This is a genomic window from Vibrio sp. 2017_1457_13 (genome assembly GCF_030851525.1).
Lineage (GTDB): Bacteria > Pseudomonadota > Gammaproteobacteria > Enterobacterales > Vibrionaceae > Vibrio > Vibrio metschnikovii.
This window is the reverse complement of record NZ_VHTA01000002.1, coordinates 233,287-259,210: the sequence shown is the minus strand read 5'-3', so window position 1 is coordinate 259,210 and position 25,924 is coordinate 233,287. Positions and strand designations below refer to the sequence as shown.

22 protein-coding genes are annotated in these 25,924 nt (G+C 43.7%); 12 read left to right on the top strand and 10 right to left on the bottom strand.

The window, feature by feature from the left end; all coding sequences use genetic code 11:
- Nucleotides 1-903, top strand: a complete 903-nt coding sequence (gene secF, locus FKN88_RS03660) for a protein translocase subunit SecF (RefSeq protein ID WP_004396657.1) — start codon at nt 1-3, stop codon at nt 901-903.
- Nucleotides 904-1,065: 162 nt separating this feature from the next.
- Here the strand turns inward: secF and FKN88_RS03655 are convergent, their stop codons facing one another.
- Nucleotides 1,066-2,061: a sigma-54-dependent Fis family transcriptional regulator gene (locus FKN88_RS03655; protein ID WP_154171193.1), complete on the bottom strand. Its 996-nt coding sequence runs from the start codon at nt 2,059-2,061 to the stop codon at nt 1,066-1,068.
- A 236-nt stretch (nt 2,062-2,297) separates the two neighbouring features.
- Between FKN88_RS03655 and FKN88_RS03650 the strand changes: the two genes are divergently transcribed.
- From FKN88_RS03650 to FKN88_RS03640, 3 genes are all read left to right on the top strand, one after another.
- Nucleotides 2,298-2,885 (top strand): alpha/beta hydrolase, encoded by a 588-nt coding sequence (locus tag FKN88_RS03650; protein ID WP_154171192.1) that lies wholly within the window; start codon nt 2,298-2,300, stop codon nt 2,883-2,885.
- 259 nt (nt 2,886-3,144) lie between these two features.
- Entirely contained in the window at nt 3,145-4,140 is a 996-nt protein-coding gene (locus FKN88_RS03645) for an isopenicillin N synthase family oxygenase (RefSeq protein WP_154171191.1), read from the top strand.
- 14 nt (nt 4,141-4,154) lie between these two features.
- On the top strand, nt 4,155-5,342 hold the full coding sequence (locus FKN88_RS03640; protein WP_154171190.1) for a PLP-dependent aspartate aminotransferase family protein: 1,188 nt from the start codon (nt 4,155-4,157) through the stop codon (nt 5,340-5,342).
- Nucleotides 5,343-5,413: 71 nt separating this feature from the next.
- Here the strand turns inward: FKN88_RS03640 and FKN88_RS03635 are convergent, their stop codons facing one another.
- Both FKN88_RS03635 and FKN88_RS03630 read right to left on the bottom strand, forming a co-directional pair.
- Nucleotides 5,414-7,045 carry a methyl-accepting chemotaxis protein gene (locus FKN88_RS03635; protein WP_154171189.1) on the bottom strand — a complete coding sequence of 544 codons (1,632 nt, stop codon included), beginning with the start codon at nt 7,043-7,045 and terminating at the stop codon, nt 5,414-5,416.
- Nucleotides 7,046-7,412: 367 nt separating this feature from the next.
- Nucleotides 7,413-8,693, bottom strand: a complete 1,281-nt coding sequence (locus FKN88_RS03630) for a hypothetical protein (RefSeq protein WP_158137253.1) — start codon at nt 8,691-8,693, stop codon at nt 7,413-7,415.
- A gap of 135 nt (nt 8,694-8,828) precedes the next feature.
- On the opposite strand from FKN88_RS03630, the gene FKN88_RS03625 reads away from it, so the two are divergent.
- From FKN88_RS03625 to FKN88_RS03615, 3 genes are read left to right on the top strand one after another with little or no spacing between them, the layout of a single operon-like run.
- Complete coding sequence (locus FKN88_RS03625; protein WP_306687269.1) at nt 8,829-9,974, top strand: TonB-dependent receptor; 1,146 nt, start codon at nt 8,829-8,831, stop codon at nt 9,972-9,974.
- Nucleotides 9,958-10,857, top strand: a complete 900-nt coding sequence (locus tag FKN88_RS03620) for a metal ABC transporter solute-binding protein, Zn/Mn family (protein WP_158137255.1) — start codon at nt 9,958-9,960, stop codon at nt 10,855-10,857. Before FKN88_RS03625 ends, FKN88_RS03620 begins: the two co-directional genes overlap by 17 nt.
- Complete coding sequence (locus tag FKN88_RS03615) at nt 10,857-11,618, top strand: zinc ABC transporter permease (protein ID WP_306687240.1); 762 nt, start codon at nt 10,857-10,859, stop codon at nt 11,616-11,618. Before FKN88_RS03620 ends, FKN88_RS03615 begins: the two co-directional genes overlap by 1 nt.
- A gap of 99 nt (nt 11,619-11,717) precedes the next feature.
- Here the strand turns inward: FKN88_RS03615 and dcuC are convergent, their stop codons facing one another.
- Nucleotides 11,718-13,085 carry an anaerobic C4-dicarboxylate transporter DcuC gene (dcuC, locus tag FKN88_RS03610; protein ID WP_154171184.1) on the bottom strand — a complete coding sequence of 456 codons (1,368 nt, stop codon included), beginning with the start codon at nt 13,083-13,085 and terminating at the stop codon, nt 11,718-11,720.
- Nucleotides 13,086-13,550: 465 nt separating this feature from the next.
- On the bottom strand, nt 13,551-14,675 hold the full coding sequence (locus FKN88_RS03605; RefSeq protein WP_306687239.1) for a fatty acid desaturase: 1,125 nt from the start codon (nt 14,673-14,675) through the stop codon (nt 13,551-13,553).
- A 189-nt stretch (nt 14,676-14,864) separates the two neighbouring features.
- Here FKN88_RS03605 and FKN88_RS03600 point away from each other — a divergent pair, with 189 nt between their 5' ends.
- Nucleotides 14,865-15,485, top strand: a complete 621-nt coding sequence (locus FKN88_RS03600; protein WP_158137257.1) for a beta-phosphoglucomutase family hydrolase — start codon at nt 14,865-14,867, stop codon at nt 15,483-15,485.
- Between the two features lie 107 nt (nt 15,486-15,592).
- On the opposite strand, the gene FKN88_RS03595 is transcribed toward FKN88_RS03600, so the two are convergent.
- A complete protein-coding gene (locus FKN88_RS03595) occupies nt 15,593-16,063 on the bottom strand; it encodes an FKBP-type peptidyl-prolyl cis-trans isomerase (RefSeq protein WP_170904454.1) in 471 nt (156 codons plus the stop codon).
- 15 nt (nt 16,064-16,078) lie between these two features.
- Nucleotides 16,079-16,705: a thiol:disulfide interchange protein DsbA/DsbL gene (locus FKN88_RS03590; RefSeq protein WP_154171180.1), complete on the bottom strand. Its 627-nt coding sequence runs from the start codon at nt 16,703-16,705 to the stop codon at nt 16,079-16,081.
- Nucleotides 16,706-16,857: 152 nt separating this feature from the next.
- On the opposite strand from FKN88_RS03590, the gene FKN88_RS03585 reads away from it, so the two are divergent.
- From FKN88_RS03585 to FKN88_RS03575, 3 genes are all read left to right on the top strand, one after another.
- Entirely contained in the window at nt 16,858-17,484 is a 627-nt protein-coding gene (locus tag FKN88_RS03585) for an OmpA family protein (RefSeq protein WP_306687238.1), read from the top strand.
- A gap of 167 nt (nt 17,485-17,651) precedes the next feature.
- Nucleotides 17,652-19,211, top strand: coding sequence for a PAS domain-containing methyl-accepting chemotaxis protein (locus tag FKN88_RS03580; protein ID WP_158145398.1), 1,560 nt, complete (start codon nt 17,652-17,654; stop codon nt 19,209-19,211).
- Between the two features lie 3 nt (nt 19,212-19,214).
- Nucleotides 19,215-20,417 carry a hypothetical protein gene (locus FKN88_RS03575; protein ID WP_306687237.1) on the top strand — a complete coding sequence of 401 codons (1,203 nt, stop codon included), beginning with the start codon at nt 19,215-19,217 and terminating at the stop codon, nt 20,415-20,417.
- A gap of 82 nt (nt 20,418-20,499) precedes the next feature.
- Here FKN88_RS03575 and tkt read toward each other — a convergent pair whose 3' ends face one another.
- Nucleotides 20,500-22,491, bottom strand: coding sequence for a transketolase (gene tkt / locus FKN88_RS03570; RefSeq protein WP_306687236.1), 1,992 nt, complete (start codon nt 22,489-22,491; stop codon nt 20,500-20,502).
- A 78-nt stretch (nt 22,492-22,569) separates the two neighbouring features.
- Nucleotides 22,570-23,520, bottom strand: coding sequence for a transaldolase (tal, locus tag FKN88_RS03565; RefSeq protein WP_306687235.1), 951 nt, complete (start codon nt 23,518-23,520; stop codon nt 22,570-22,572).
- Nucleotides 23,521-24,007: 487 nt separating this feature from the next.
- Between tal and FKN88_RS03560 the strand changes: the two genes are divergently transcribed.
- Entirely contained in the window at nt 24,008-24,997 is a 990-nt protein-coding gene (locus FKN88_RS03560; protein WP_306687234.1) for a sugar-binding transcriptional regulator, read from the top strand.
- A 40-nt stretch (nt 24,998-25,037) separates the two neighbouring features.
- Here FKN88_RS03560 and FKN88_RS03555 read toward each other — a convergent pair whose 3' ends face one another.
- Nucleotides 25,038-25,868, bottom strand: a complete 831-nt coding sequence (locus FKN88_RS03555; RefSeq protein ID WP_154171174.1) for a sulfurtransferase — start codon at nt 25,866-25,868, stop codon at nt 25,038-25,040.
- Nucleotides 25,869-25,924 lie beyond the last annotated feature (56 nt).

Here is a 25,924-nt window from a genome sequence, read left to right as displayed (position 1 = left end):
ATGGTGACTTATCTAAAACAACATATTCGACAGATTCGACACATTACCAATATCGTTTCGATTGCTTTAACCCTGTTGGCATTAGCGGCTTTTGCGATTCGTGGTCTTAATATGGGACTGGATTTCACTGGCGGAATGGTAACTGAAGTCAGAGTGGATAAATCATTAACTCACGATCAAGTGTTGAACGTTCTCAAGCCGGAGCTGGGCGATTCTACCAGTGTGATTCAGTCTGGTGAAGAAGGGCGCTGGGTCATTCGTTACCCGTTAGTAGAAGAGCAGCAAAGTGCTCCAGAAATAGAGACGTTACTGAACACCATTTCATCTCAGATTGAAGTGGTGAGTAATAGCATGGTCGGCTCACAAGTTGGTGAGGAATTGATCGATCAAGGTGGCTTAGCATTATTGATCTGTATCTTATGTATATTAGGCTACCTTTCGTTTCGTTTTGAGTGGCGGTTGGCGAGTGGTGCCTTACTGGCGCTATTGCATGATGTGATCTTAGTGCTCGGTTTTTTTGCGGTGACGCAAATGGAGTTCAACTTAACCGTTTTTGCCGCCACCTTAGCAATCTTAGGGTATTCACTGAATGACTCGATCATTATTTCCGATCGGATTCGTGAACTACTGGTTGCCAAACCCAAAGCACCGCTGGCAGAGATCAATGATCAAGCGGTGATCGCAACCTTCTCTCGCACGATGGTGACTTCAGGGACTTCATTAATGACAGTATCTGCTCTTTGGTTAATGGGCGGCGAACCATTACAAGGCTTTGCTATTGCCATGTTTATCGGGATTATTTCTGGCACGTGGTCATCCATTTCCATCGGTACCGTGCTCCCTGAATGGCTACATTTAGAGTCCAAGCATTATCTGCCAGTTGAAGTTGATATGGCGCCTTAAACATCGGAACCCCCTTGATAATCTCAAGGGGGTTTTTTATACCGTTTATCCCCTTGCTACGTGAAGCAGCAGGAGTGTTGGCTACGTTCGTTCACCTCAATCACATAGTCTGTCTATGCTCATCGGCGCTCACTTGTCGGTCAAGTGGTTTGGGTATAGATTTTAGGAACGGTAATGATGGCAAGCATGACGAGATATATTTAATTTACGCATTTTTGAACGTAGCGTATTTGGATTAATGGCGAGTAGTTTCGCTGCTCCAAAAGGACCTTCTATTCTTCCGTGGCAATGACGTAAAGCATTACAAATATGGTCATATATCACCTTCTCTAAACTAAGGAATGATGAGACTTCCGAATGACTTTCACTGCTTAGTCGAGATGTGGTCGGCTCTTGCAAAGAGTCAGGTTGTAAGATCAACGATTGTTCAATGGCAAGATATTTTCCCTGTCCTAAAATCGCCGCTCTTTCGATGATGGCTTGTAATTCCCTGACATTACCTGGCCAATGGTAGCGTTTTAAGTAATCTATCTGTTCATCACTTGGTAAACAAAGAGGTAAACCTAGACGATTGGACGCTTTGTGAGCAAAATGTTCAGTAAGTTGTTGCATATCACCAAAACGTTGGCGCAATGCTGGCAGATGAATTGGAAAAATATTAATACGAAACCACAAGTCCTCTCTAAATAATCCTTGCTGGACAGAGAGTTCTAAATTTCGATGTGTAGCAGCAATAATACGAACGTTAACGCTGATTTCTCTCTCCCCTCCAACCCGAGTAAATGAGCCTTCTTGTAATACTCGTAACAAACGCACTTGAGCCGCTAAACTTAATTCACCTATTTCATCTAAAAATAACGTACCGCCATCAGCGCGTTCAAACCATCCTTTTTTTTGAGAGATTGCACCAGTAAAGCTGCCTTTCTCATGCCCAAATAATTCTGAATCAATCAGTTCCGAAGGGATCGCACCACAGTTTACTCGAATAAAATCGTTTTGAAATCGCTGAGAGTGATTATGGATATAACGGGCAATCACTTCTTTTCCAGATCCGGTCTCCCCAAGGATAAGAGCTGTAGAATCAGTCAGTGAAACCAATTGTACTTGCTGCATTGTTTGTTTTAGACCGTTATTTTCGCCAATAATCATTTTCGTCATACTCATTTTTCGAGGAATACCTGGTAAATGTAAATGGTTTATTGTTATTTAGAAATGAGTTTTTATTCCATATAGTAATAAAAAGTTATATGGAATTTTTTAGCGAAATAGAGATGTAAAAACCATTAATTTTCAGTTGATTACATTGATGTTTAACTAATTTATAAAATTCACTGATTTGGCATGACTTGTGCAATCAATAGGTTACATTCATCTATATTGATTAGGGATTGAGTATGATAGATAAAATTTTGGTGATTCCAGGTTATAAAGGCAGCCCTAATGGGCATTGGCAAACATGGCTTCAGACTCAATACCCTAACACGGAGAGGATAAAGGCGATTGATCACCATAAACCGATTCTTAGTCAATGGTCAGCACAGATCCAGCAGTATCTAGACCAGCAAACGCTACCCATTATCATCGTTGCTCATAGCTTCGGTTGCTTAGCCGCTTTAGATGCTATCGCTCGAAAACAGTTACAATCGAAAGTGAGTGGTGTCTTATTTGTTGCACCGGCTTCCCCGTATCGATTCACTTCTTATGGTCATAAGGCTGATTTTCCGAACGAACGTTCGATTGTTGAAACGTTAACAATTCGCGCCCTTGGTGTTTTGGGGACCATGGTCGTGAGTAGAAATGATCCTTGGATGAACTATGACCATGCTTGCTGTTTAGCTTCTGATTTGGGCTTACTGACTTACGATGCGGGTTATGTTGGTCATATTAATATTGAGTCAGGACATGGACCATGGCCGGAAGTAAAAGCACTTATTGATGATATTCAATTACAAGTCCAACGAGATGTTAATTCATTTAAATAATATTTATTTAAAATTAGTAATTAGATTTAAATTTAGGGAGGAGTAATAGATATCAATATCCATGCTTAAAAACTACTAGATTAGCTATTAATAGAATATTTAACTTTACCTAAATTTAAATATCACTGTTTTTATGGTGAGGGCCTATTAAATCTTAATTTTATGATTTATTAAACACCTACGTTTTTACTCACTAGTCATAACGTTTTCGTGATAATGGTTTTATTAAAATAAAATATAAACTACGGAGGAAATAATAATGCATGAATTACCAACGCTATCTTTAGCCGAACTTTACTCCAATAGAGACCAATTTATTTATTCACTTAGCCGAGTTGCAAGAGAAGTTGGTTTTTTTTATCTATCAGATTTTGGTGTTAATAATGAAAAAATCAATCATATTCATCATATAGCCACTGATTTTTTCACTTTATCTTCAGAAGAGAAAAATAAAGTTTCCATGATTAACTCCCCACATTTCAGAGGTTTTTCTGGTATTGGAGAGGAAAAAACCAAAGGGAGCATAGATATACGTGAACAGTTTGATGTCATGAATGAAGAACCAGTAAGGCAATTAGAAGACTCACCGTTATGGATGAATATTTATGGTCCTAATCAATGGCCAGAAAGTATTCCTCATATGCGTGAGCTTATTTTAGACTTTATGAATGATCTGTCTTTTATTGCTCAAGAGTTGTTATCAGCCTTTGCTTTGGCGTTAGAACAAGATCCCGATGTATTTAGTCACTCGATAATGGGTAATCCATATCAACATCTAAAGTTGATCCGTTATCCTTATGTTGATTCGGCACAGAGCTCTTCACGTCAAGGCGTAGGAGCACACAAAGACCCAGGTTATTTAACTTTACTTCTCCAAGATAAGGTTAGTGGTCTCGAAGTATTAATTAATGATAAATGGCTCGCGGTTCCGCCGAAAAAAGACACCTTAATTGTGAATATTGGTGAATTACTTGAGCTTGCTTCAGATGGTTACTTAAAGGCGACTGAACATCGTGTAGTTAGTCCTAATCATGGACAGGAGCGGTTCTCTATTGCGTATTTCATGGGGCCTAGATTAGAGAGTCGAGTGCCTAAATTATTTTTACCAGAAAGGTTAAAAAATCAAGCTTTAGGTCCAACTTCAGATCCTAATAACCCACTATTCTATCAAGTGGGAGATAATGTATTAAAAGGGCGTTTAAGATCTCATCCTGAAGTGGCTAATAAATATTATAAAACAATCGTTAAAAACTAAAAAAGTAGATAAATATGAATAATAAAACACAATTACTACACAGTAGTGTAATAGAAGATCAATTTGGCTCATTAACTATACCCATTTATCAAAGTAGTGCATTTGAATACCATAATTTTGAAAATGGTAAAAAGATTTTTTCAGGCGAAGAAAATGGTTATGTTTATAGCCGAATGCGTAATCCAACCATTAGTATGTTAGAAACTCAATTAGCGAATATGGAGGGGGCTGAACAATCTTTAGCTGTTTCGAGTGGTATGTCAGCAATCAGTAGTGTATTACTCTCTTTATTAGATACCGGCGATGAATTAGCGATTGTCGATCCTATTTATGGAGGAACACAAAGTTTATGCGATAACTTACTGGTTCGAATGGGCATAAAAGTTGTTCATTACGCTGATGTATCGGATTTAACTCTGCGAGCAAATCCCAATACTCGAGTCATATTTTTTGAATCTATCTCTAACCCAACCGTCAGAGTTAATGATATTCATTCAGTTGTTAGTACAGCTAGAAATATAGGTGCGATTACAGTCTGTGATAATACTTTTTTATCTCCTGCTGTACTCAAGCCGATAGAATTGGGTATTGATATTGTTGTACACAGTGCCACCAAGTATTTAAGTGGTCATGGAGATATTATTGCTGGCGTGATTTCAGGGAGCGACCATTATTTAAATCTCATCCGTGGAATATCCAATAAGCAGCTTGGATCATGCCTTGGTCCTCAAGAAGCCTACTTATTACATCGAGGTTTAAGGACTCTATCTTTGAGAATGGAACAGCACCAAAATGGAGCATTTAAAGTCGCTGAGTTTTTAGCAAAGCATCCTCTGATAGCAAGAGTCTATTTCCCTGGATTAGAAACCGAAAGTCGTGATGATAAAAATCCGCCAGTATGGGGAGCGATGGTCAGTTTTGAATTAAGATCCGATCTTAATGCGGTAAGAAAATGCCTAGATAGTCTGGTGCTATTCAAACAATCGGTAAGTTTGGGTGATTTGGAAAGTTTAGCTTGTCATCCTGCGACGACAACTCATTCTGGCTTAGATAAAGAGCAGAGGGAGAAGTATGGGATAACCGATAAACTGATTCGTTTAAGTATCGGTGTTGAGCATCCTGATGATCTCATTGCTGATCTAAGCCAAGCGATAGCGTTGGCTCATGATAAAGTTAAGGGGGCATTTGTGTCTGTTTTATAATAAAAATGGCGAGCATAAAAGCTCGCCATTTTCTGTATTCAATATTAAAAACAGGTTATCAAACCATCGCTTTATACCCGAAAGCGATTGACCGTGCTTTGTAATTGAGCGGCGAGTTGACTGAGTTCAACGCAGGCTTGAGCGGCACTTGATGAACCTTGCGCGACTTGTTTCGCTGACTCATTGATGCGTTCAATGTTGCGGCTCAACTCTTCACTGACGGAATCTTGCTCACCACAAGCGCTGGCAATTTGAATCGTCATATCAGCAATTTGCGCACTTTGGGTGCTGATTTGTTCGATGGCTTCTTGAGTCTGATGACTTTGGTTGACACATTGGCCCATTAATTCGCTACTTTGTGCCGTTGCTTGGCGTGCTTTTGCTGCGCAACTTTGCAAGTTCTGGATAATAGCCACAATGTCACCTGTTGATTGCTGAGTTTTCCCTGCAAGGGCTCGCACTTCATCGGCAACTACGGCAAAGCCACGACCTTGTTCGCCAGCTCGCGCGGCTTCAATTGCGGCATTGAGAGCAAGCAAATTGGTTTGGTCAGCAATATTGCTGATCACATCCACCACCATATTAATTTGTTGCGCTTGATCTTCCAGTTCTAGTACGCGTTGCTCGGCTTGAGAAATCTCTTGTGTCACTTGGATAATAGAGTTAGCGACTGCATTCATTTGTTGTGCGCCAGTGATGGCTTGTTGATTGCTATCACGCGCAGAATCTGAAGCCACTTCGGTATTACGTGCGACTTCTGCTACTGTGGATTTCATCTCTGTCATTGCGGTCGCAATTTGCATCACTTCTTCTTGCTGCTCGCGCATACCTTGTGAAGTTTGTTCTGAGACGGCGCTGACTTCATCAACCGCTTGAGTTAATTGTGTTGCACCGGCGACAATTTCTTCGACCATCACACGCAAGTTATTTTGCATGGTGGTGCAAGCGTCAGCGAGTTCACCGAGCTCATCTTGGCCAATTTGTTGGCGATCCATTTGATGGCCTAAGTTACCATCAGCAATCGCGTTGGCTTGAGTAACCACTTGTTGTAAAGGACGGCAGATTAAATTCGCCAGTAGCCAAGTCATAAAGACCATAAAGCCAAGCAGGGCAACAATACTGGAAATAGAGAATTGACTAATAGTATCAATTAAATCTGTTAATTCAGTGCGGTTATTATCGACATAGGAAAGGTTCAGTTTTAGTAACTCATCCACCGCCAGTTCTAGACGCTCAAACGTTGGATAGGCATTTTGTAAGTCACGCTGAGCTTCAGTAATATTATTATTTAAAATATCGTTATTAAAAGAACTTAAAGCACGCAAGTACTCTTGCCATAAGTTTTTGACTGGCATAAAAATTGAGCGTTCATGATCGCTCCAAATACTATTTTCATAGCGGGTTAAATCTGCTTGAATAGTCCGATAGTGGTCGTCCATCCAGCGCATATCCTCAGCGATCTCGTGGCTATCCGTTGAAGAAAGTAAACCAATTTGTGCTCGACGTACCGATGACATATTGTACTTAATGGTATTGACCATCATCATGGATGGTAAGGTATCGTCGGTCAGGTTAAGTACATCGTGTTGAATAGAGTTAAGAGAGCGGTAAAGGTATGCGCCAAAGATAATATTGACGGCAGCAATAATACTAAACGCCAGCGCAATTTTTTTGCGGATAGCTAAATTTTTTAAAAACGACATGGTAGTGGGTGACCTCGCGGTAAAAACTAATCGGTCACATCCGTATGATGATATACCCTTGCTGCTGGAAGATAGCGGTATTGCATGGTTTTCACCACAAAGCTTCTCTTTGTGTATCAAGCATACATTTACTTGCTATATAGCGAGCCACTTCAAGTACTGTGGGTAAGTTATCCCTAGTAATAGCCAGTGTGTAAGAATTATCTGACTATCTAATTGGCGCGGATTCTAGCACGAAGCGTAGGGTTTAGCCAAAAAAATATGATACTAATCACATTAAAACGCTGAATGTGATTAAATATTGAACGATTGGTGGGCTAAATGACTATATTGCAGCCCAGCGAAACGATGGGCTGCAAAGACAGGTTTAGTGATGATGTTCGTGTTCAGTAGTGCCTAACCAAGTAATAAACTGAGGGATAAAGCCTAATTGGTGACGCTGTACAATCCGTGGCTCAGTCACACTGAGTTGCAGCACCGTTTGGTCAGCCGGATTGGTGATGAATAACTGTTGATTTCTCGGATCGAAGGCCATTTGGATCCGTTGGCCTTCTGCTAATGTTGGTACATTGTCCCAGAGCGATAAACTGAATTGCTGAGCAAAATTATCCGCCGCATGATAAGCGATCAACCGTGCTTGTGGCGTAACGATGAATAAGTACTCCTCGGTGGTTAAATAGGCGAGGGTGCGTTGAGTTTGCTCGGTTTTCCAGTCGATTTCCTGAAAATGACCATTTTTCAAACTAAAGAATTGCTGGTTATTCGCCACCGCAAGTAGCGTGTCATTAGCAGGATAGCCAAATAACGTTCCAAAGCGAGTACCGTTGTTAAACGTTGGATTATTGATGGATTGTGAAGTTATCGTTTCCCCCTGTACATTGACGACAAGCACGTGCTCTAAACACGCAAAAGCGACCAAGTTTGCCGTTTGCGCACTGCCATGTAAAGCAGGGCAGTCTTGAGCCGTGAAGCTCTGGACGCGATGAAAATGGTCACCGTGTCTTTTCAGTGCAATCACTTTATCCGGCAAGCTAGTGGTGCTTTGATCTTTAATGCCAGTAAAAGCGAAATCTCTCAGTAACTGAGCAGTACCATGCTGAGCATGGTCAAAGGAATGGATAGCGACACTAGAAACTTGACCTATCGATTGCTCATCTAATACGCGAAATTGCGCGTTTGCGCTAGTCGCGTTATCACCATCAAAGAACAGCGCGACTTGATCTTGTGTAACGTCATAGTGAGTTGGCTTTACTCCCTGATAGCGTTCAGACAACAATCTCGGACTATGATTGTGCAAATGATAATGATCGCCATGTTGTTCGGCGACAATACCACTATCAATCACTTCGACTTGATCAAAATTTCGTTGCAGAGCTAGGGCATATCGCCCCTTTGGACTGGTTTTCAGCCCTGAGGGTGTTTGTTGCAAAGTAAATTGAGTGCGCTGACGCCAAGCTTGGCTATCAAACAGGTGTAGTGTTTGGCTATTGTGTTCTGAAATCAGCAGCCGAGAAGTAATCATTGAGTGATGATCGGAGTCTTCGTTACTGGTAGCGTTATTTTCACCTTCTTGACAACCTAATAGCAATAATACGCTGAGTGACAGTGCCGCCAGCCGAGGGGCTTGACGATGAGATAGAGATAACATGGATTTTTCCTTAAGTACCATAGTAGTAGTTGATTGTTGATATGTTATAACATAACATTCGTTGCCATCAATAGGTAATCAATAATCATTGTGTATATTTATAGGAGAAACTCGGTGAATAAATCAGTCATAGCGATGCTTGGGTTTGGTGTAATGGGCTTGAGCGGACACAGCTTAGCATCCCCACAGGTTGATATTGGTGTTGTTTTGGATGGTGCTTATCAGAGCGAAAATCGCCATTGGGGAAGTCGTGACAAGGGATTTGGCCTTGGTCATTCTGAACTGATGCTAAGCAGTAACATCGACCATAACTTTAAAGGTCAGTTGGTGGCGGTATTAGATAGCCATGGTTCTAATACCGAGTTAGAGCTAGAAGAAGCGTGGATAGAAACCATGGGTTTACCGCTTGGCTTAAAGCTTAAAGCGGGACGCCTATTATCCAATATTGGTTATTTAAATAGTAAACACATGCATGAAGATGCGTTTGTTGAACGTCCGGCAGTATATCGCGCCTTACTCGGCGGCCATTATTTTGATGATGGTGTGCAAATGACATGGTTACTACCAACCGATTTTTATCTGCAAGCCAGTATTGAAGCTCTCGCTGGTAAGCCATTAGATGCTGGTTATGATAAACCCGCGACTATCGGTGTGTACACGGCCAATCTTCAATTGGGTGCTGATCTTGGTGTTGAGCACAGCTGGCGTTGGGGAATAAGTTCGCTGTACAACGGTAATGGCCGTCAGTTTTCAGGCGCACATGATCACAGCCACGACCATGATCATGATCATGACCACGATCATGCGGGTCATTCTCATGGACCATCATTAACGGGCCGTAATTTGTACGGTACCGATTTCACCTGGAAATGGGCACCGGAAGGTAATTATCGTCAACGTAACGTTAGAGCGACAACAGAGTTTTGGTATTTGGACAATCGCTTTGATACACAAATGGCGACGGCTCCGGGCGCCAAACAAAGTGCCAATGGTTGGTACGCGGAGGTGGCTTATCAATTTAATCCGACTTGGACAGTGAGTACACGTTATGGAGAAATGCGCACCGTGAGTGGCGATGTCCATGCGCATGATGATCATTTCCATGGTGAATTCAGTCGTGATGATTTGAAAGAGTGGGATCTGGCATTAGATTGGCACGCGTCTCATTTTGGTCGGGTACGTGGACAAATTACCCGTGAAAATCATACTCAGGGCGATCAAACCTTATTCAGTTTACAATATGTCATGTCTTTTGGAGCGCACCATGCTCATGCGTTTTAAATTATTGAGTCTATTCGCTTGTGTCAGTATGCCGGCGATGGCGAGCTTAAATGTGTTTGTTTGTCAGCCCGATTGGGCTGACTTAGTCCATGCTCATGCGCCGCAGGCACAAGTTTTTTCAGCCACTACGGCATTGCAAGATCCTCATTATGTACAAGCTCGCCCTTCACTGATTGCGCGCATGCGCAATGCCGATTTGGTGGTTTGCTCCGGCGCTGAACTGGAAATTGGTTGGCTGCCTGAGTTGCAGCGGCAGAGCCGTAATCGTCAAGTACAAAATGGTCAGCCTGGTTTGTTTTGGGTCAGTGATTATGTGCGTTTACTGGATGAGCATGATCACGTTGATCGTTCAATGGGCGATGTTCATGCCCATGGTAATCCCCACGTTCAGTTTGCGATTGGTGATATGATTGCTGTGTCACGCGCATTGAGTGATCGTCTGGCATTACTAGCCCCCGATGATGCTCCGAAGTTTAAAGCCAATGGCGCACGCTTTCGCTGGCAATGGCATAAAAAAATGCAAGAGTGGCAAGCGCGAGCTGTGCCTCTACATGGGATGGAAGTGGCGGGGTATCACAGCACATTCGCCTATTTATTTGATTGGCTCAGCATGGAACAAGTCGCGGATTTAGAACCAAAACCTGGTATTCCGCCAACGGCTGGTCATTTAAATCGCTTAGCGCAGCAAGATTGGTCGAGTTTATCCGGTATTGTTTATGCCTCTCACCAGCCTAAAGATGCGGCTTATTGGTTAGCATCGCGTACCAATGTGCCGGTGGTGGAACTGGCGCAAAGTGTTGGTGGACAGCCGAATACCTCATCATTAGTTGCACTGGTCGATGATTCTATTGAGCGCTTATTGAGCCTAGTTAAGGAGCAATAATGAGTGCTTACGGATGGATGTTAGCCCCATTGTTGATTGGCTTTATCTCTTTATGGATCAACTGGATTCTGGGTAGGCAGGTGCTAGAGCGAGGGGTGATATTTATTGACCTAGCGATGGCGCAAATGGCGGCGGTCGGTATGTTAGCGATGGAGTTATGGTGGCCGCAATACAGCAGTTCCTTATGGTGGAAAATGCTAGCTGCTAGTGTCGTTACTTTTAGTATGGCGGGGTTGTTGTGCTTTTTTGAGGGGCGAATCAAAACCCACTTGGAAGCCTTCATTGGCCTCTTCTATGTGTTAGCCGCTTGTGCAGCGATGTTATTGGTTGCTCAGCAGCCGCATGGTAAAGAAAGCATAGAGAGTTTACTAAACGGTCGCTTATTGTGGGCTCAATGGCAAGACGTGATTCCCGTATTGGTTATTGCTCTCGCTACGTTAATCGTTGTGCGTTATCGCTCCTGTTGGTTACAAGGTAAGGCGTTTTATTTTCTATTCGCTGTTGCCATCCCACCGCTCGTGATTAACTTAGGGGTGTACTTAGAGTTTGCCTCGTTAATTATACCAGCGTTGGCGGTATGCTATTTACCTTGGCAACGTAAAACCGCTGCTGGCTTAGCAATAGGTTATATCGCGATGATGGCTGGATTTGCAGCTTCTCTTTATTGGGATTGGCCGATTGGCCCTGCTGTGGTGTTTGCGATGATATTGTGCGCGGCAGTAATGGTGTTTGGCGCTCAAGCAAGAGTCTTGCGTCAATAAGATTCAGCTTTTAACCCATAACTCAAAAACCATAATTCAAAAACAAGGCGCAGTAATGCGCCTTATTTTTAAATCTGTAAACAGAATGCCGCTACTGTGCTAAGCCATCATTGGTACCAATACCATGGTACCGATAATCACGGTGATAAGACCTGCCAAAACAGGAACAGAAGTACGTTTAACGACTTCAAAAGGACTGATATGCGCCATACCTGCGGTGGCAACTACGACCCCTGATACCGGAGAAACGGTACGGCCTAGATTTGAAGCTTGTAACATCGGAATAATTAAAAACGCTGGGTTAACGCCCATTTTCGCGGCTAGTGCTGGGGCAAGTTCCACAAATGCATAAAACGGAGCATTACCCGAGCCTGTGGCGATAGCCGCAGCCATGGTTAAAATGGTTAAAATTAGCATCAATGCTAAACCACCAGCGCCAGCGGTTTCGGCTAATCCAAGTAGGTTATCAATCGCACCAATCGACATCAGTCCTTGAGCAAAAACCCCTGCCGCAACCAACAGCATCACCACGCCTTTAAATGCCTCTGCCATACCTTCATAGCAAGATTCCAGATCTTCGAGTGTTTTCTTACCATCAAAGCGTTTAGTGATGAAATCAATCACCGCACCAGCAAAAATCGATACGACAACAATGGTGTAAATATCCAACGATAAGCCGGGGATGGTTTCTCCATTAAATAGGAAAACGCCAATAATTGGTAAGAAAGGCAGAATCGCGTAATAGGCTGGCGCTTTCACTTCAATCGCAGAAACGTCTACGCGTTCCATTGGGGTGTTATCGCGCTTATCAAGGTATTTATTCCAGAAGAAGGTAGCGATTGCCATCACGATGATCGCACAAATGGAAACAGGAAGAACGGTTTCTACCGCAAAGACATGCAAAGCTAGCCCAGACTTTTCTGCCGCGATCACCACATCGCCAGAAGTAGGGGATAAAATAATGGCGGCTGGAGAAGCGCACACCGCTACTGCAGCAGGGCGAGAAATACCCATCGCCGTCATCATAGGGAAGAGAGTTGCCATCAGTAGCACGCCTAGGCCTGTTGCAGAGCTTACCGCAAGGGACATTAAGCAAGCGACAATGTAAGCCGCAACCAGTAAGACATAAGGCGATCGAATAACAGAAAGTGGCTTAGAAAACTGTTTAACCACTACGTTATTTGCCCCGATGTGGGTCATATAAGCGGCAAAACCGCACAATAACATGATTTGCATACCTAAACCGCCACCACGGTTTTGTAGGGTAAACTTCACATATTCCATTGAATCGGTAATCAAGTTACCGGTTGGTGTAATTGATGCGGGTAAAATCGCGTAGCCTAATATCCCAGTCATTAATAATAAGGCTATTCCGGCGGTTAATAGTACCCCCGCTGGTTTATAGCCCTTAACGATAAAATAACCGACCGCAATGGTGACGATTGCGCCAATCAGCAGTTCAAGCATAGTCTTCTCCAGTAAAATGGGCTTCACCCATGTAACAAATTATGGCTTTTTGTAACTGGAGAATTTACTGAAAACTTGGCAATAGCACGAGCTTAACTTGCTACTAGTATGATCTAAAACAAATGAAAATATTGGCAGAATAAAAATCCGTATAAATACGTTATTGTATTGATTTTTATTGGTTATTGGCGTGTTAAATTAATAATGTTTGCTGATTGTTCTGATGCGTATTTTGGTGGTGAGTGATATGACCATGCGGGGAGTTTTCGCCGAATGAACATTCAATCATTATGTTCATTCGGCAGTTAGTATCACCCGTTTGAAGAGGTCATGAATATACCCTTCCTACTTGAATCTGCAGCGGTGTTGGCTACGTTCGTTCACCCCAATCACATCGTTTGCCTATGCTCATGGGGATTCACTCACTTGCCGCCTACCTGCAACGCCAAGTCGTTTGGGTATAGCTTAATAAGCATACGGCTTGGTTAATAGCTGCCAACGTTGCTTTTTCTCTTGTAGACGCATCTTTACTTGTCGATAGCGTGTTGTGAGGATCGAGCGTTCATAACTCTGTATCGCTGAATTGGCTTTGCTTTCTAACACCTGTTTTTTCAGATCGTAATAATCGTGAAGTGTTTCAACAAAGCCATCAAATTCTTGTTGAATATGAGTAAAGATCCTCTGATGTTGCAACTGTTGACTGAGGATTTTTTTCGCATACTTTAAACGCATTTCTGCCCGTGCAGTTTCAATTTTCAGTGCCGGCGCGACGCGTAATTTTTTGGCTAATCCCAACCAGGAACATATTTTGATTACCCATTTGGTTGGGTCATAGTGCCACCACTGAATTCCATTACGGTAATCGTTTTCAAAAATATGGTGATAATTATGGTAGCCCTCACCAAAGGTAAAGAAAGCCAAAATTCCGTTATCACGTGCGGTATTTTTATCGGTATAGGGCTGCTTACCCCAAATGTGGGCCAGTGAATTGATAAAAAAGGTCGTGTGATGGTTAAGGACTAATCTGACCGCGCCAATAATCAGTAACATACCGATGATATCTTGATACCACCAACCGAGCAGTAAAGGCACGCCTATATTCATGACAACTGCCAGTGGAACATAATATTTATGTTGCCACATGACAATTTTATCTTTTTGTAGATCACGACAATTCGTGTAATCAGCGTAAGTGGCTTGATTATAGTGGCGAAGCATCCAGCCGATGTGTGAATACCAAAATCCACGCTTGGCGGAATAGGGATCTTTATCATTTTGGTCGACAAACTTGTGGTGGACTCGGTGATCTGATGCCCAGTGTAGAGCACTATTTTGTAGAGCAAATGCACCGCCTAACGCACACAGTAAGCGCACTAACCAATGGGCTTCGAAAGCTTTATGTGACCATAGACGATGGTAGCCGACGGTAATGGATAAATTACAAAATGAAAAGCAAACCACTAGCCAGAAAAGATGTTCCCAGCTATAGCCAAATTGCCAGCCATACCAAGGGGCAACGAATGCCGCCAGACCAAAGCTGAGTGAAAAAATCATGACATTAAGCCAGATCAATGGTGGTTTATTAACCATATAAAAGTGCCCTTTAGCTTACAACTGTGCACCAGAATATCAGCGTACAGTTGTAAGTCAAAAAGGTTTTGCTACAAAGTGTGATCCGAACATCACCGACGGACTCAATCGATGATTAACCATTCACTTGCTGTCTTCGGTTATATCAAGTAGCGTAAACAGTGACGGCTTGATCCTTTGGAGGTATAGATGACACTTAACTTAAGCCAATATGATGGGCTGATTTTTGATATGGATGGTACTTTGATCGATACGATGCCAGCGCATCTTCAAGCGTGGCAAGCGACCGCAGATCATTTTAATTTTCCCTTTGATGGAAAATGGCTACATAGCATGGGAGGCATGCCGAGTTTTAAGATTGTCAGTGAGATCAATCGACGATTCGACTTGGATCTGAATGCTCAGCAGGTCGCTGACCATAAAATGCATACCTTTGCACAATTGGCCGATAAGGGAGGTTTGATTTCTGCGACGTATGACATTTTTTGTGCTCAGCTAGGTAAAAAGAAAATCGCGATAGGCACAGGCAGTCAGAGAGGATCAGCGGAAAACTTATTAGCTCAGGTTGAGGTACTTGATAAACTTGATGCTTTAGTCACGGCAACGGATGTGGAACATCATAAACCTCATCCTGAAACATTTTTACGTGCTTGCCAGCTGCTTGAGTTAACACCTAAACAGTGCGTGGTATTTGAAGATACTGAACTTGGTATGCAAGCGGCGCATGCAGGCGGAATGGATTGTGTATTAGTGACCGCTGCGGGGTTAGTTTTTTATCCAGTGAATCGAGTGTTAACGGTAACCGCTTAAGATGGGAAAGGGGTAATCAGTCGGTTAGATACGGTCAGATAAGAGTCATTATGATGAGTTTTATTCACAATGACTCTTGTCGACGGTTATACCAAGGCTAAGCTGAGTTATTGGATTTCAATCAGTTCAACATCAAAAATCAACGTTGCTGCAGGAGGAATGGGACCCGCCCCATTTTTTCCATAAGCTAAATGGCTAGGAATAAAAAAGCGCATTTTTTGTCCTTCCACCATCAATTGCACACCCTCTTGCCAACCTTTAATGACTTGATTTAAGCCAAACACAATGGGCTCATTACGTTTAATGGAGCTATCAAAGACGCTGCCATCAAGAAAACGACCTTCATAATGCACTTTTACCCGACTCGTTGGGCTAGGATGAGTTTCGCCAGTACCCGCTTGTAAGAGTTGGTACTGTAAGCCACTTTCAGTTTCAATGACGTCATTTTGTTGGCGGTTTTCTTGTAAAAAGCGTTCTCCTACCGCATGATTTTGTTCCGCTATCTTACTGTTATTCCAGCTTCGATAGATAAAAAACACGGCTAATAAGAGAACGAGAACAATCAATATTTTATTCATAATACAGATACTTTATTAAGGTTGTTTAAGTAAATAAGTCAGCGTTTCTGCCATATTGGCTAGGTCACTATGACCGCTAGTTAACAGCAGGTATTTACCGTTAACAATAAAAGTGGGGACCGCATTAATTTGCGATTGTGTCGACATTTGCTCTGCAGAAGCGAGCATTGTCATTAGCTGTTGTTGCTGCATCTCATTAAAATCATAGGGACTAATGATATGTCGGCTATGAAAGGCATGATCAATGGCGGCTTTACGCTCTGCTGGCGTGGTGCCTTCAGGCATTTGTACGGCAGCAAATAGGTCATCCATCATATCGTGATCAGGGATGTCATCCAACTGCATCACTGCACTGTAATAAATCATTGCGCCCAGTTGAGCGCCTTGATTAAAAGTAACATGCAGTTTGCCGAAACGTTGCCCAGTGAGCTGTTCGAGTTCAGGCAAAAATGTTTCCATGGTTCGGCAGTGAGTACAAGTGAGTGCAAACACTTCGGTGATCGGCGCAAGAGAAGGGGAGCTCAGAGGGTTAGATAATTTCTGGTAATGAACACCTTGCTTAGGGCCTGTTGGCTCACTACAACCAAGAATCAACACTACGCTAATGATAAGCCCACAAAAGCGAATAAAATTTTTTTTCATAATCAACCAAATTAAAATCATAAAGAGGGCTCAGTCTAACCAGTTCTGTTTGTGAGGCAAACAGCAGAAGAGCAAATTGTTAGCAATACATCATAAAGTTTTGCGCTGGCGGCCGATAACCAAGGTGATACTAAAAAATGGGAACCCAACGGATGAAAGTCTTCATACTATCACTGCTACTGTTTTTATCGGGGTGTGGCTCTCTGGCGACTGATAAAATGTTCAAAAGCAATTTATTAGACACCGCACCGAAAAATGATGCCGAGGTTCGTTATCCTGACTGGCGTTTGGCTCCTGCTTCACTTATGGTCGCAAAACCCGAGTCTATGCCTGCTACGCATCAACCGATGAAAACCCTCTCCGATAGTAGTTTAGAAAGCTTCCTGTCCGCCAATGGCTTAGATTATGAACTTATCCCTGGCGATCATACGATGGTCAAACTCAAACGTGCAGTGCAGTTTCAAACTGGATCGGCGGTGGTGCCAAGTGCATCAGTACAATGGCTCGCCCAACTCGGACGCTATTTAGCGAATACGCCACAGATTGATATTGTGATTGAAGGGCACACCGATAATACCGGCACCGAGCGATTTAACGACGGTCTTTCAATGCGCCGAGCGGATATGGTGAAAAATATTTTACTTGAACAACAAGTATCACTAGCCGCCATTTATACCCGTGGTTATGGCGAGCATACTCCTGCTTGTACCAATCAAACGCCTCAAGGCCGAGCTTGTAATCGTCGTGTTGAATTGCTGATGATTATGGATAGTCAGTAAGTGATGATGAATACGGTTAAATGTGACTGACTGAATAGTTTTTACGGTTCATTTAAGCGTAGATTGATAGTTTTCACGCTTGTGCAACTAAAATGAGACAATACTTTGAAACATTTCTCTATTTTGTGTATACAGTCGCCACAAAACCAATCATAGGTTACGAAATTATGTCAGGCCGTCAGTTTTCCTCAACAAAAGAAGTTCCCGTTAGCCAACACGATCAACTGGTTTCAACCACCGATTTAAAAGGTGTGATCACCTATTGTAATGAAACCTTTTGTCGTATTGCCGGATTTACCGAACAAGAGCTATTAGGACAAAATCATAACATTGTACGCCATGATGATATGCCTAAAGCGGCGTTTGCTGATATGTGGAAGCGCCTCAAACAAGGCCATGCTTGGCGTGGAATCGTCAAAAATAAAACCAAAGATAATGGCTATTACTGGGTGGATGCCTATGTGACGCCTATTTATGAAAACGGAAAAATAGCTGGTTATCAATCAGTACGAGTCAAGCCTGAACGCCGTTGGGTTGATATTGCTAACAAAGCCTACCAAGGGCTGCGTCAAGCTGAACGCTCTGGTCGTAAATTTTCACTGACAATCGCGGATTCCGTTCGTTATGCGATATTACTTGGTTCATTGAGTGCTCCGATTGCAGCTTATTTGTGGGGTGATCAGAGCACTCAGCTTTTGGCAAGTATTTTCCCTGCTCTTTCACTGGGCTTGTTTTTTCGTCAAGAACTGATTGATACGCCGCGTCAGCTCGCTCAACTACGCCAACAATACGACAGCGTTAGTCGATTGATTTACTCAGGTAATAGTCAGTTTTCAATTGCTGATTATCATTTAAAAATGGCGTCTGCACGGATTCGAACGGTATTAGGCCGGATGATGGATTCGGCGAAACCATTACAAGTTATGGCCAATACCTTACATAAAACCAGTACGGAAGTAGCACAAGCCTTAACCCAGCAAGAAAAAGATATTCGTCGGGTAATGCAAGCTACCGATGAGGTCGAAGCCGCTGCCAATGCTGTATCTGACAATACCCAAGTCTCCTATGCGTTAATTGATCAGGCTCGTGTGGAGTGTACTCAAAGCAGACAGAGCATTGATCTGACTCAGAAAAATTTATTACAGCTCAACGAGCAAGCAGAAAGAGCGACTCAAACCACTTATGCTTTGAGCGATCAAGCTCAGCGAGTGAGTCAATTGATGGGAGAAATCGGCGGAATTGCTGATCAAACCAATCTGTTAGCGTTGAATGCGGCGATTGAAGCGGCGCGAGCCGGTGAGCAAGGACGTGGTTTTGCTGTGGTTGCTGATGAAGTCCGTGCATTATCGGGACGTACGCAAAAAGCCACCGAGCAGATCCAAGCGAGTATCAATGCGATGTTGCAAGCGATTGATGGATGGCAAAAAGAAATTCATCAAAGTCAGCAGCAAACCCAAGCTTGTGGCGAGGTTGCTGAGCAAAGTGCTTCTCGTTTACAACAAGTTGAAAGTTTATTACTAGAAATGCACGATACGGTGGCGGATATGGCGAAAGCGGCGCAGTCGCAACGTGATATCACTCATCAAGTCAATCAACATATTCACTCGATTGCCTCTGCCGCCACTCAAAATCTTGTTGCAACCCATAAAGTTGAAGAATATAGCATTGAAATGAATCATAAAGTTGATGATTTTCATCAACTTGCGAAAAGGTTTGAAGAGAAATAAACGATGTATCAAAGTAGAAAACAAGGTATGACGTTACTGTCTAAGCGCATGATAGTCGGCAGCAGTTTACTTATTTCGTTGTTGTCAGCAACGAGTGCCTTCGCCAGTGACAAGAACCCATGTCATATTATTTATGATGCGGGCAGTAGCGGTACGCGAATGTATGTCTATGAGCAGCGTTCAGACCAATGGAAAGTTCATAAAGGTCCTAAGATAGAGGCTTTAGCCGATCCTATTCGCCAGAATAGAGGGAAAACCGCGCAGGATATTCCACTAGTGGTCACTCAGTTGGCTGATACATTACAACAGATAAAGACAGAGGGGCCGCGCAATAATAAGGGCAAGCCAGCATGGCGAGTCTTTAACTGGCAAACGGCCTGTGAACTGCAGTCGGTGATGGTGTATGCCACGGCAGGCATGCGTATTGCTGAGCAAAATAATCCACAACAAAGTCAACAAATGTGGCAAGCGCTGAATCAAGCTTTACGCCAGCAATTGCCTGATTCGGTTGACGTGGTGACGAAAACCCTTTCCGGCTATGAAGAGGGATTATACGCTTGGTTAGCGGTACACGATGAAGTGCAAAATACGCAATTTGGTATTGTAGAAATGGGCGGAGCTTCCAGCCAGATTACTTTCCCATGCCCCGATTGCGAACCTAATGATGCATTACGTCGTGTCAAAGTAGGGAATCAAGAGTTACCCATGTACAGCTACTCATTTTTAGGCTTGGGGCAAGATGAGGCGGCGAAAGTATTGGGCGTTGCTGAAAGTTGCCAACATGGTATAGGCAGTCGTCAAAAAAATTGGCAGTTATCAGCGTGTCAAGAGACGCTGAAATTGACTCAGTCAGGCGGTATTTTAGATCCTTATAACTATCAGTATCAGCAACAAGCCCAGTATCGAAAAATCCCCACCGAACAAGGTAGGCAAGTTGAGTGGTATTTGACGGGAGCGTTTAAGCATCGTCAAACGAATGATGAGCAGCAGTGTTGTATCAATAGCGGTGCTTGCCATAAACCGGAAACCTCGTGTTTTCGTGTCGCTTATCTACCCAAATACCTGCAAGCATTAGGCGTACCCAATGATGCACCAGTAAAAAAAGACGCCGATTGGCCACTCGGAGCGGCGATCTGTCGCAGTAATGATTGTTTAGCCAATGCGGAGCCTCCGGTATGTCGTTGGAATAAAAACGGTTGTTTATAATCCTCGGTTGAGTCTAACCACACAGTTTGAAATAAAAATCCCGCCAAGGCGGGATTTTTTATAAAGTCAGTTCGGTTAACGATTAAGCCAATAGTTCGTTAGCCGTTTTCACCACATTTTCAGTTGTAAAGCCAAACATCTTGAATAACTGATCCGCTGGTGCCGATTCACCAAAGGTCGTCATACCGATGATCTTGCCACCAAAACCAACGTACTTGTACCAGAAATCAGCAATGCCTGCTTCAATCGCGATACGCTTGGTCACGTCTGCAGGTAATACTGCTTCACGGTAAGCGGCATCTTGCTTATCAAAGGCATCGGTCGATGGCATTGAAACCACGCGAACGTGCTTACCTTGCGCTTCAAGTTCAGCCGCCGCATTCACCGCGAGCTCCACTTCAGAACCGGTTGCAATCAAGATAAGCTCTGGTTTGCCAGCGCAATCTTTCAGGATATAACCACCTTTAGCAATATCAGTCACTTGCGCTGCCGTACGAGGCTGCTGAGCGAGGTTTTGACGTGAGAAGATCAGTGCTGATGGAGCATCTTTACGTTCAATGGCCAGTTTCCATGCGACTGCAGATTCCACTTGGTCACAGGGACGCCATGTGCTCATGTTTGGTGTTAAGCGTAGAGAAGCAACTTGCTCAACCGGTTGGTGAGTCGGACCATCTTCACCGAGACCAATCGAATCATGAGTATAAACCTGAATGTTCTGGATCTTCATCAGCGCCGCCATACGCAGTGCGTTACGGGCGTATTCCATAAACATTAAGAAGGTCGCGCCGTAAGGGACAAAGCCACCGTGCAATGCGATACCGTTCATGATCGCTGTCATACCAAATTCACGCACACCGTAATGAATGTAGTTGCCAGAGAAATCTTCAGCGGTGAGCGATTTTGAGCCAGACCACATGGTCAGGTTTGATGGCGCTAAGTCTGCAGAGCCGCCCATAAATTCTGGTAATAATTTACCGAACGCTTCAAGGGCATTTTGCGATGCTTTACGTGACGCAATGTTGGCAGGGTTAGCTTGTAACTCAGCAATGATAGCATTGGCTTGCTCTTCCCACTGCGCTGGAAGGTCGCCATTAACGCGGCGTTTAAACTCAGCCGCTTCTGCTGGGTACTCAGCAGCGTAAGCCGCAAACTTCTCATCCCAAGCTGCTTCTTTGGCTTGGCCTGCATCTTTAGCATCCCACTCAGCGTAAATATCAGCAGGGATTTCAAATGGAGCGTGTTGCCAACCAAGGAATTCACGCGTCGCTTTGATTTCATCATGGCCTAGTGGCGCACCATGGCAATCATGAGAGCCAGATTTGTTTGGTGAACCAAAACCGATGATGGTTTTAGTACAGATGAGTGTTGGACGCGGATCGGCTTTGGCGGCTTCAATCGCTGCGTTGATCGCTTGTGCATCATGGCCGTCAACCGCTGGGATCACATGCCAGCCGTAAGCTTCAAAACGTTTTGGCGTGTCATCGGAGAACCAACCTTCAACATGACCGTCAATCGAGATGCCGTTGTCATCCCAAAACGCAATCAGTTTGCCAAGGCCAAGTGTACCAGCTAATGAACAGGCTTCATGGGAGATACCTTCCATCAAACAGCCGTCGCCCATAAATACGTAAGTAAAGTGGTCAACGATGTCATGCCCTGGCTTGTTAAACTGAGCCGCGAGCGCTTTTTCAGCCATCGCCATGCCCACTGCATTGGTGATACCTTGGCCTAGCGGACCAGTGGTGGTTTCAATACCTGGCGCGTAACCGTATTCTGGATGGCCTGGAGTTTTAGAATGCAATTGACGGAAGTTTTTCAAATCGTCAATCGACAGCTCATAACCAGTTAGATGCAACAGTGAGTAAATCAGCATTGAACCATGGCCGTTCGACAGCACAAAGCGGTCACGGTCAGCCCATTGTGGGTTTTGTGGGTTGTGATTGAGGTGTGAACGCCAAAGTACTTCAGCGATATCCGCCATACCCATTGGTGCACCTGGGTGACCAGAATTGGCTTGTTGTACACCATCCATGCTCAATGCACGAATTGCGTTAGCGAGTTGTTTACGTTCCATAATAATTACCGACAAATAATAGATTTAGAAAGGAAAGGGGAACGTCAATCGTTCCCCAAATTTTAATTCTTGAGCGAATTACAGTTTTGCTGCAATCATGACTTCCAGTTTACCTTGGTCAACGGCGAAGTTACGGATACCTTCAGCCAGTTTTTCAACTGCCATTGGATCTTGATTATGTTCCCATAGGAATTCAGCGTGAGTCATTGGTGCTGGGCGAGCTTTGCTGCCTTTTGAATCGACTAATTTTGCAACCACTTCACCTTCTGCTGCTTCAAGCTCAGCCAGTAGTGATGGAGCAATCGTTAAACGGTCACAACCAGCGAGCTCTAAAATTTCACCGATATTACGGAAGCTTGCGCCCATCACTACTGTGTTGTAGCCGTGCTCTTTGTAATAGTTGTAGATTGTGGATACTGAGACTACGCCTGGATCTTCTTGCGGTGCAAAATCACGACCTTCTTTTGCTTTGTACCAGTCCATGATACGGCCAACAAATGGTGAGATGAGGAATACACCAGCTTCAGCACAAGCACGAGCTTGTGCGAAAGAGAACAATAGGGTTAGGTTACAGTTGATGCCTTCTTTCTCAAGAATCTCCGCCGCGCGGATACCTTCCCACGTTGAAGCCAGTTTAATTAGGATGCGATCATTTTTGATCCCAGCATCGTTATACATTTTGATCAGTTGGCGAGCTTTGGCGACACTGCCTTCGGTGTCGTAAGAGAGACGAGCATCGACTTCAGTTGAGATGCGTCCTGGGATAGTTTTCAGGATCTCTTTACCAATATTTACCGCTAACATATCGCAGGTATCTTGAATTTGTTGTGCTTTGTCTGAACTTTGCGATTTTGCGTATTCGATAGCAGCATCAATCAGTGGCGCGTATTCTGCGATTTGGGCAGCTTTTAGGATCAGCGAAGGGTTGGTGGTAGCGTCTTCAGGTTGGTATTTTTTAATGGCATCGATTTCACCAGTATCCGCAACCACAGTAGTCAGTTTACGAAGTTGCTCTAATTTGTTGCTCATATCGTTCATCCTATTTCTTTTGGCCAAGCCAATGTATGGCAGAAAAGCTAACGCAATTATGATCAGCGACCGAACTTATGTTATGAACATTTGCTCGTTCGTTGAGTAAATGATGTGACCATCTTTATCTTATCCACTTAGAAAGTCAATCATAGTTAGTGGCTTATGGTGATGTGAATCAACAATTTTATGTTATTTATTTCGCAGGTAGAAAAAGAAACGTTTGCCTAATCGAAGCTAGTTACGACAAGGGTTGATTGAGAGAAACCTGTTACGCTGAGAAAATGTCATTGTCATGAACAAATGTTGCAAATGGAGGCGGACTTCACTTATCCTAGCACGATGAGCATATGCTCAATATTCGTTTTTTTGCGCGCCCGATCCTTACTGTTTGAAGCGTTAATTGTCAGCGTGCACATGTTTTTTGTCATCCACCTATTCGCTGCGGCTCTCAACTTCAATGGGTTGGCAGAATAAAGAGATCATCATGACGACTTTGCATCAAGATATATCTGTTGAAAGTACCGATTTACTAACGGAAGTTTCTGTCGCTTATTATCAAGATGGAGCGACCCAAGAAGAGATATCTAAAAAATTTGCTATCTCACGAGCGAAAGTTGGACGTATGCTCAAGCAGGCGCGTGATGAAGGTATTGTCGAAATCACCGTTAAATACCACCCTGTTTTTAGCGCGAAAATTGAGCTGCGGTTGATTGAACGTTTTGGTATAAAACGTGCCCTAGTCGCCTTGGATCAACCGAATGAAGAACAACAAAGGCAACAAGTTGCGGGCTTAGTTTCAAATTATCTATCCGGCACGTTAAAAAATGGCATGGTCGTGACTATCGGACAAGGACGAAATGTCTCGGCAGTTGCCCATCATATCGGCGTCATTACGCCACGAGATTGTAAGTTTGTATGCAGTATTGGTGGTATTCATCCTCGTGGGGGGATGTTTAATGCCGATCATATTTGTCGCCAAATGGCGAAAAAATACGGTGGTACGTCTGAAACGCTATACGCTCCGGCTTATGCGGAAAATCGCGCGCAAAAATTGGCTTTTATGCAAAATGCGACGGTTAAGCAAACCTTAGATTTAGCTCGTAAAGCCGATATTGCCTTAGTAGGGATTGGCGATATGAGTGAAAACAGTTATATGGTTGATCTCGGTTGGTTTACCCCCGATGAAGTCGTTCAGTCTCGTTTACAGCAAGGTGTGGTTGGCGATTTTGCTGGTTACGATTTCTTTAATATTCATGGGCAAATCGCCAATACCGTGATGAGTGATCGAGTGATTGGATTAGGGATTGAAGAGTTTCGACCCATCTCTGAAGTGATCGCTATTGCGGCTGAAAATAGCAAGCCGCTGGCGTTGCTGGGAGCATTACGCACTGGAGCGATAGATGTTATTGCCACGAGTGTCAGTAATGCTCTGACAGTATTAAACCTCGATGAGCAGATGCGCAACGTGCAGTAGATGATTAACGCAGTACCATCCGTCAATGATAATGACGCGATCAGGATGGCTCGATAGGTAGCTCATTACGTTGTCCCCACTCTGTCCATGAACCGTCGTAAATGGCGAGGTTTTGATAACCACAAAGATAAGCGGCGAGAAGAACAATACACGCCGTCACGCCAGATCCGCAGCTAAACAGATACTCATCAGCAGCCGATAGACTATCGGCGAGAATAGGGGTTAATTCGTCGATTGGTTTTAGCTCGCCACCATTCATCAAGTGAGTAAAGGGCAGATTGCATGAATGCGGGATATGACCACTTCGTATGCCTGGGCGAGGTTCAGAAATCAGAGCTAGAAAACGCTCTGCTGAGCGTGCATCGATGGTAAGGCTGGCCGGATCGTTGAGTTTGCTCAATACGTAGTTAGCATCAACAAAGTAACGCGGCTCAAGTTCACCAGTAAAATCACCGTTCTCTACGGTCGTTAAGTACGCTTGAGTCAAAGGATAGCCTGCCTTTTTCCATGCTGGTAATCCACCATTGAGAATATAGACTTGCTGATGACCGAAAGCATGGAACATCCACCAAGCGCGGGGAGAAGCAAACGTCCCACTATTATCGTAGACGACAATCACTGAATCTTGGTTGATGCCCAATTGTTGCGCGAGATGATTAAAACGCGTTTGGGCAGGCATCATGTGTGGCAAAGCACTATCAATATCACAAAATTCATGGTCGTAATCAAATCGACGTGAGCCGGGGATTTTGTTTTGCCAATCTTTTTCACCTTCGCTCGGAATCTGAAATTCAATGCTGCAATCCAAAATGACTAACTGAGGTAAGCTTAAATGTTCATAGAGCCAAGTTGGAGTAATCAGTGGGGACATGCGGCTTATTCCTTATAATAAGGGGGAGTAGTGAGCATGCGGCTAAATAACAATAC

Bases quoted from the DNA above. Each gene is read 5' to 3' on its own strand.
- tkt (WP_306687236.1), bottom strand. From the start codon at position 22,491: ATGGAACGTAAACAACTCGCTAACGCAATTCGTGCATTGAGCATGGAT.
- FKN88_RS03630 (WP_158137253.1), bottom strand. From the start codon at position 8,693: ATGTTATCTCTATCTCATCGTCAAGCCCCTCGGCTGGCGGCACTGTCA.
- tal (WP_306687235.1), bottom strand. From the start codon at position 23,520: ATGAGCAACAAATTAGAGCAACTTCGTAAACTGACTACTGTGGTTGCG.
- FKN88_RS03635 (WP_154171189.1), bottom strand. From the start codon at position 7,045: ATGTCGTTTTTAAAAAATTTAGCTATCCGCAAAAAAATTGCGCTGGCG.
- FKN88_RS03555 (WP_154171174.1), bottom strand. From the start codon at position 25,868: ATGTCCCCACTGATTACTCCAACTTGGCTCTATGAACATTTAAGCTTA.
- FKN88_RS03600 (WP_158137257.1), top strand. From the start codon at position 14,865: ATGACACTTAACTTAAGCCAATATGATGGGCTGATTTTTGATATGGAT.
- FKN88_RS03585 (WP_306687238.1), top strand. From the start codon at position 16,858: ATGAAAGTCTTCATACTATCACTGCTACTGTTTTTATCGGGGTGTGGC.
- FKN88_RS03595 (WP_170904454.1), bottom strand. From the start codon at position 16,063: ATGAATAAAATATTGATTGTTCTCGTTCTCTTATTAGCCGTGTTTTTT.
- FKN88_RS03645 (WP_154171191.1), top strand. From the start codon at position 3,145: ATGCATGAATTACCAACGCTATCTTTAGCCGAACTTTACTCCAATAGA.
- FKN88_RS03655 (WP_154171193.1), bottom strand. From the start codon at position 2,061: ATGACGAAAATGATTATTGGCGAAAATAACGGTCTAAAACAAACAATG.
- FKN88_RS03615 (WP_306687240.1), top strand. From the start codon at position 10,857: ATGAGTGCTTACGGATGGATGTTAGCCCCATTGTTGATTGGCTTTATC.
- dcuC (WP_154171184.1), bottom strand. From the start codon at position 13,085: ATGCTTGAACTGCTGATTGGCGCAATCGTCACCATTGCGGTCGGTTAT.
- secF (WP_004396657.1), top strand. From the start codon at position 1: ATGGTGACTTATCTAAAACAACATATTCGACAGATTCGACACATTACC.
- FKN88_RS03560 (WP_306687234.1), top strand. From the start codon at position 24,008: ATGACGACTTTGCATCAAGATATATCTGTTGAAAGTACCGATTTACTA.
- FKN88_RS03640 (WP_154171190.1), top strand. From the start codon at position 4,155: ATGAATAATAAAACACAATTACTACACAGTAGTGTAATAGAAGATCAA.
- FKN88_RS03650 (WP_154171192.1), top strand. From the start codon at position 2,298: ATGATAGATAAAATTTTGGTGATTCCAGGTTATAAAGGCAGCCCTAAT.
- FKN88_RS03590 (WP_154171180.1), bottom strand. From the start codon at position 16,705: ATGAAAAAAAATTTTATTCGCTTTTGTGGGCTTATCATTAGCGTAGTG.
- FKN88_RS03580 (WP_158145398.1), top strand. From the start codon at position 17,652: ATGTCAGGCCGTCAGTTTTCCTCAACAAAAGAAGTTCCCGTTAGCCAA.
- FKN88_RS03620 (WP_158137255.1), top strand. From the start codon at position 9,958: ATGCTCATGCGTTTTAAATTATTGAGTCTATTCGCTTGTGTCAGTATG.
- FKN88_RS03575 (WP_306687237.1), top strand. From the start codon at position 19,215: ATGTATCAAAGTAGAAAACAAGGTATGACGTTACTGTCTAAGCGCATG.
- FKN88_RS03625 (WP_306687269.1), top strand. From the start codon at position 8,829: ATGCTTGGGTTTGGTGTAATGGGCTTGAGCGGACACAGCTTAGCATCC.
- FKN88_RS03605 (WP_306687239.1), bottom strand. From the start codon at position 14,675: ATGGTTAATAAACCACCATTGATCTGGCTTAATGTCATGATTTTTTCA.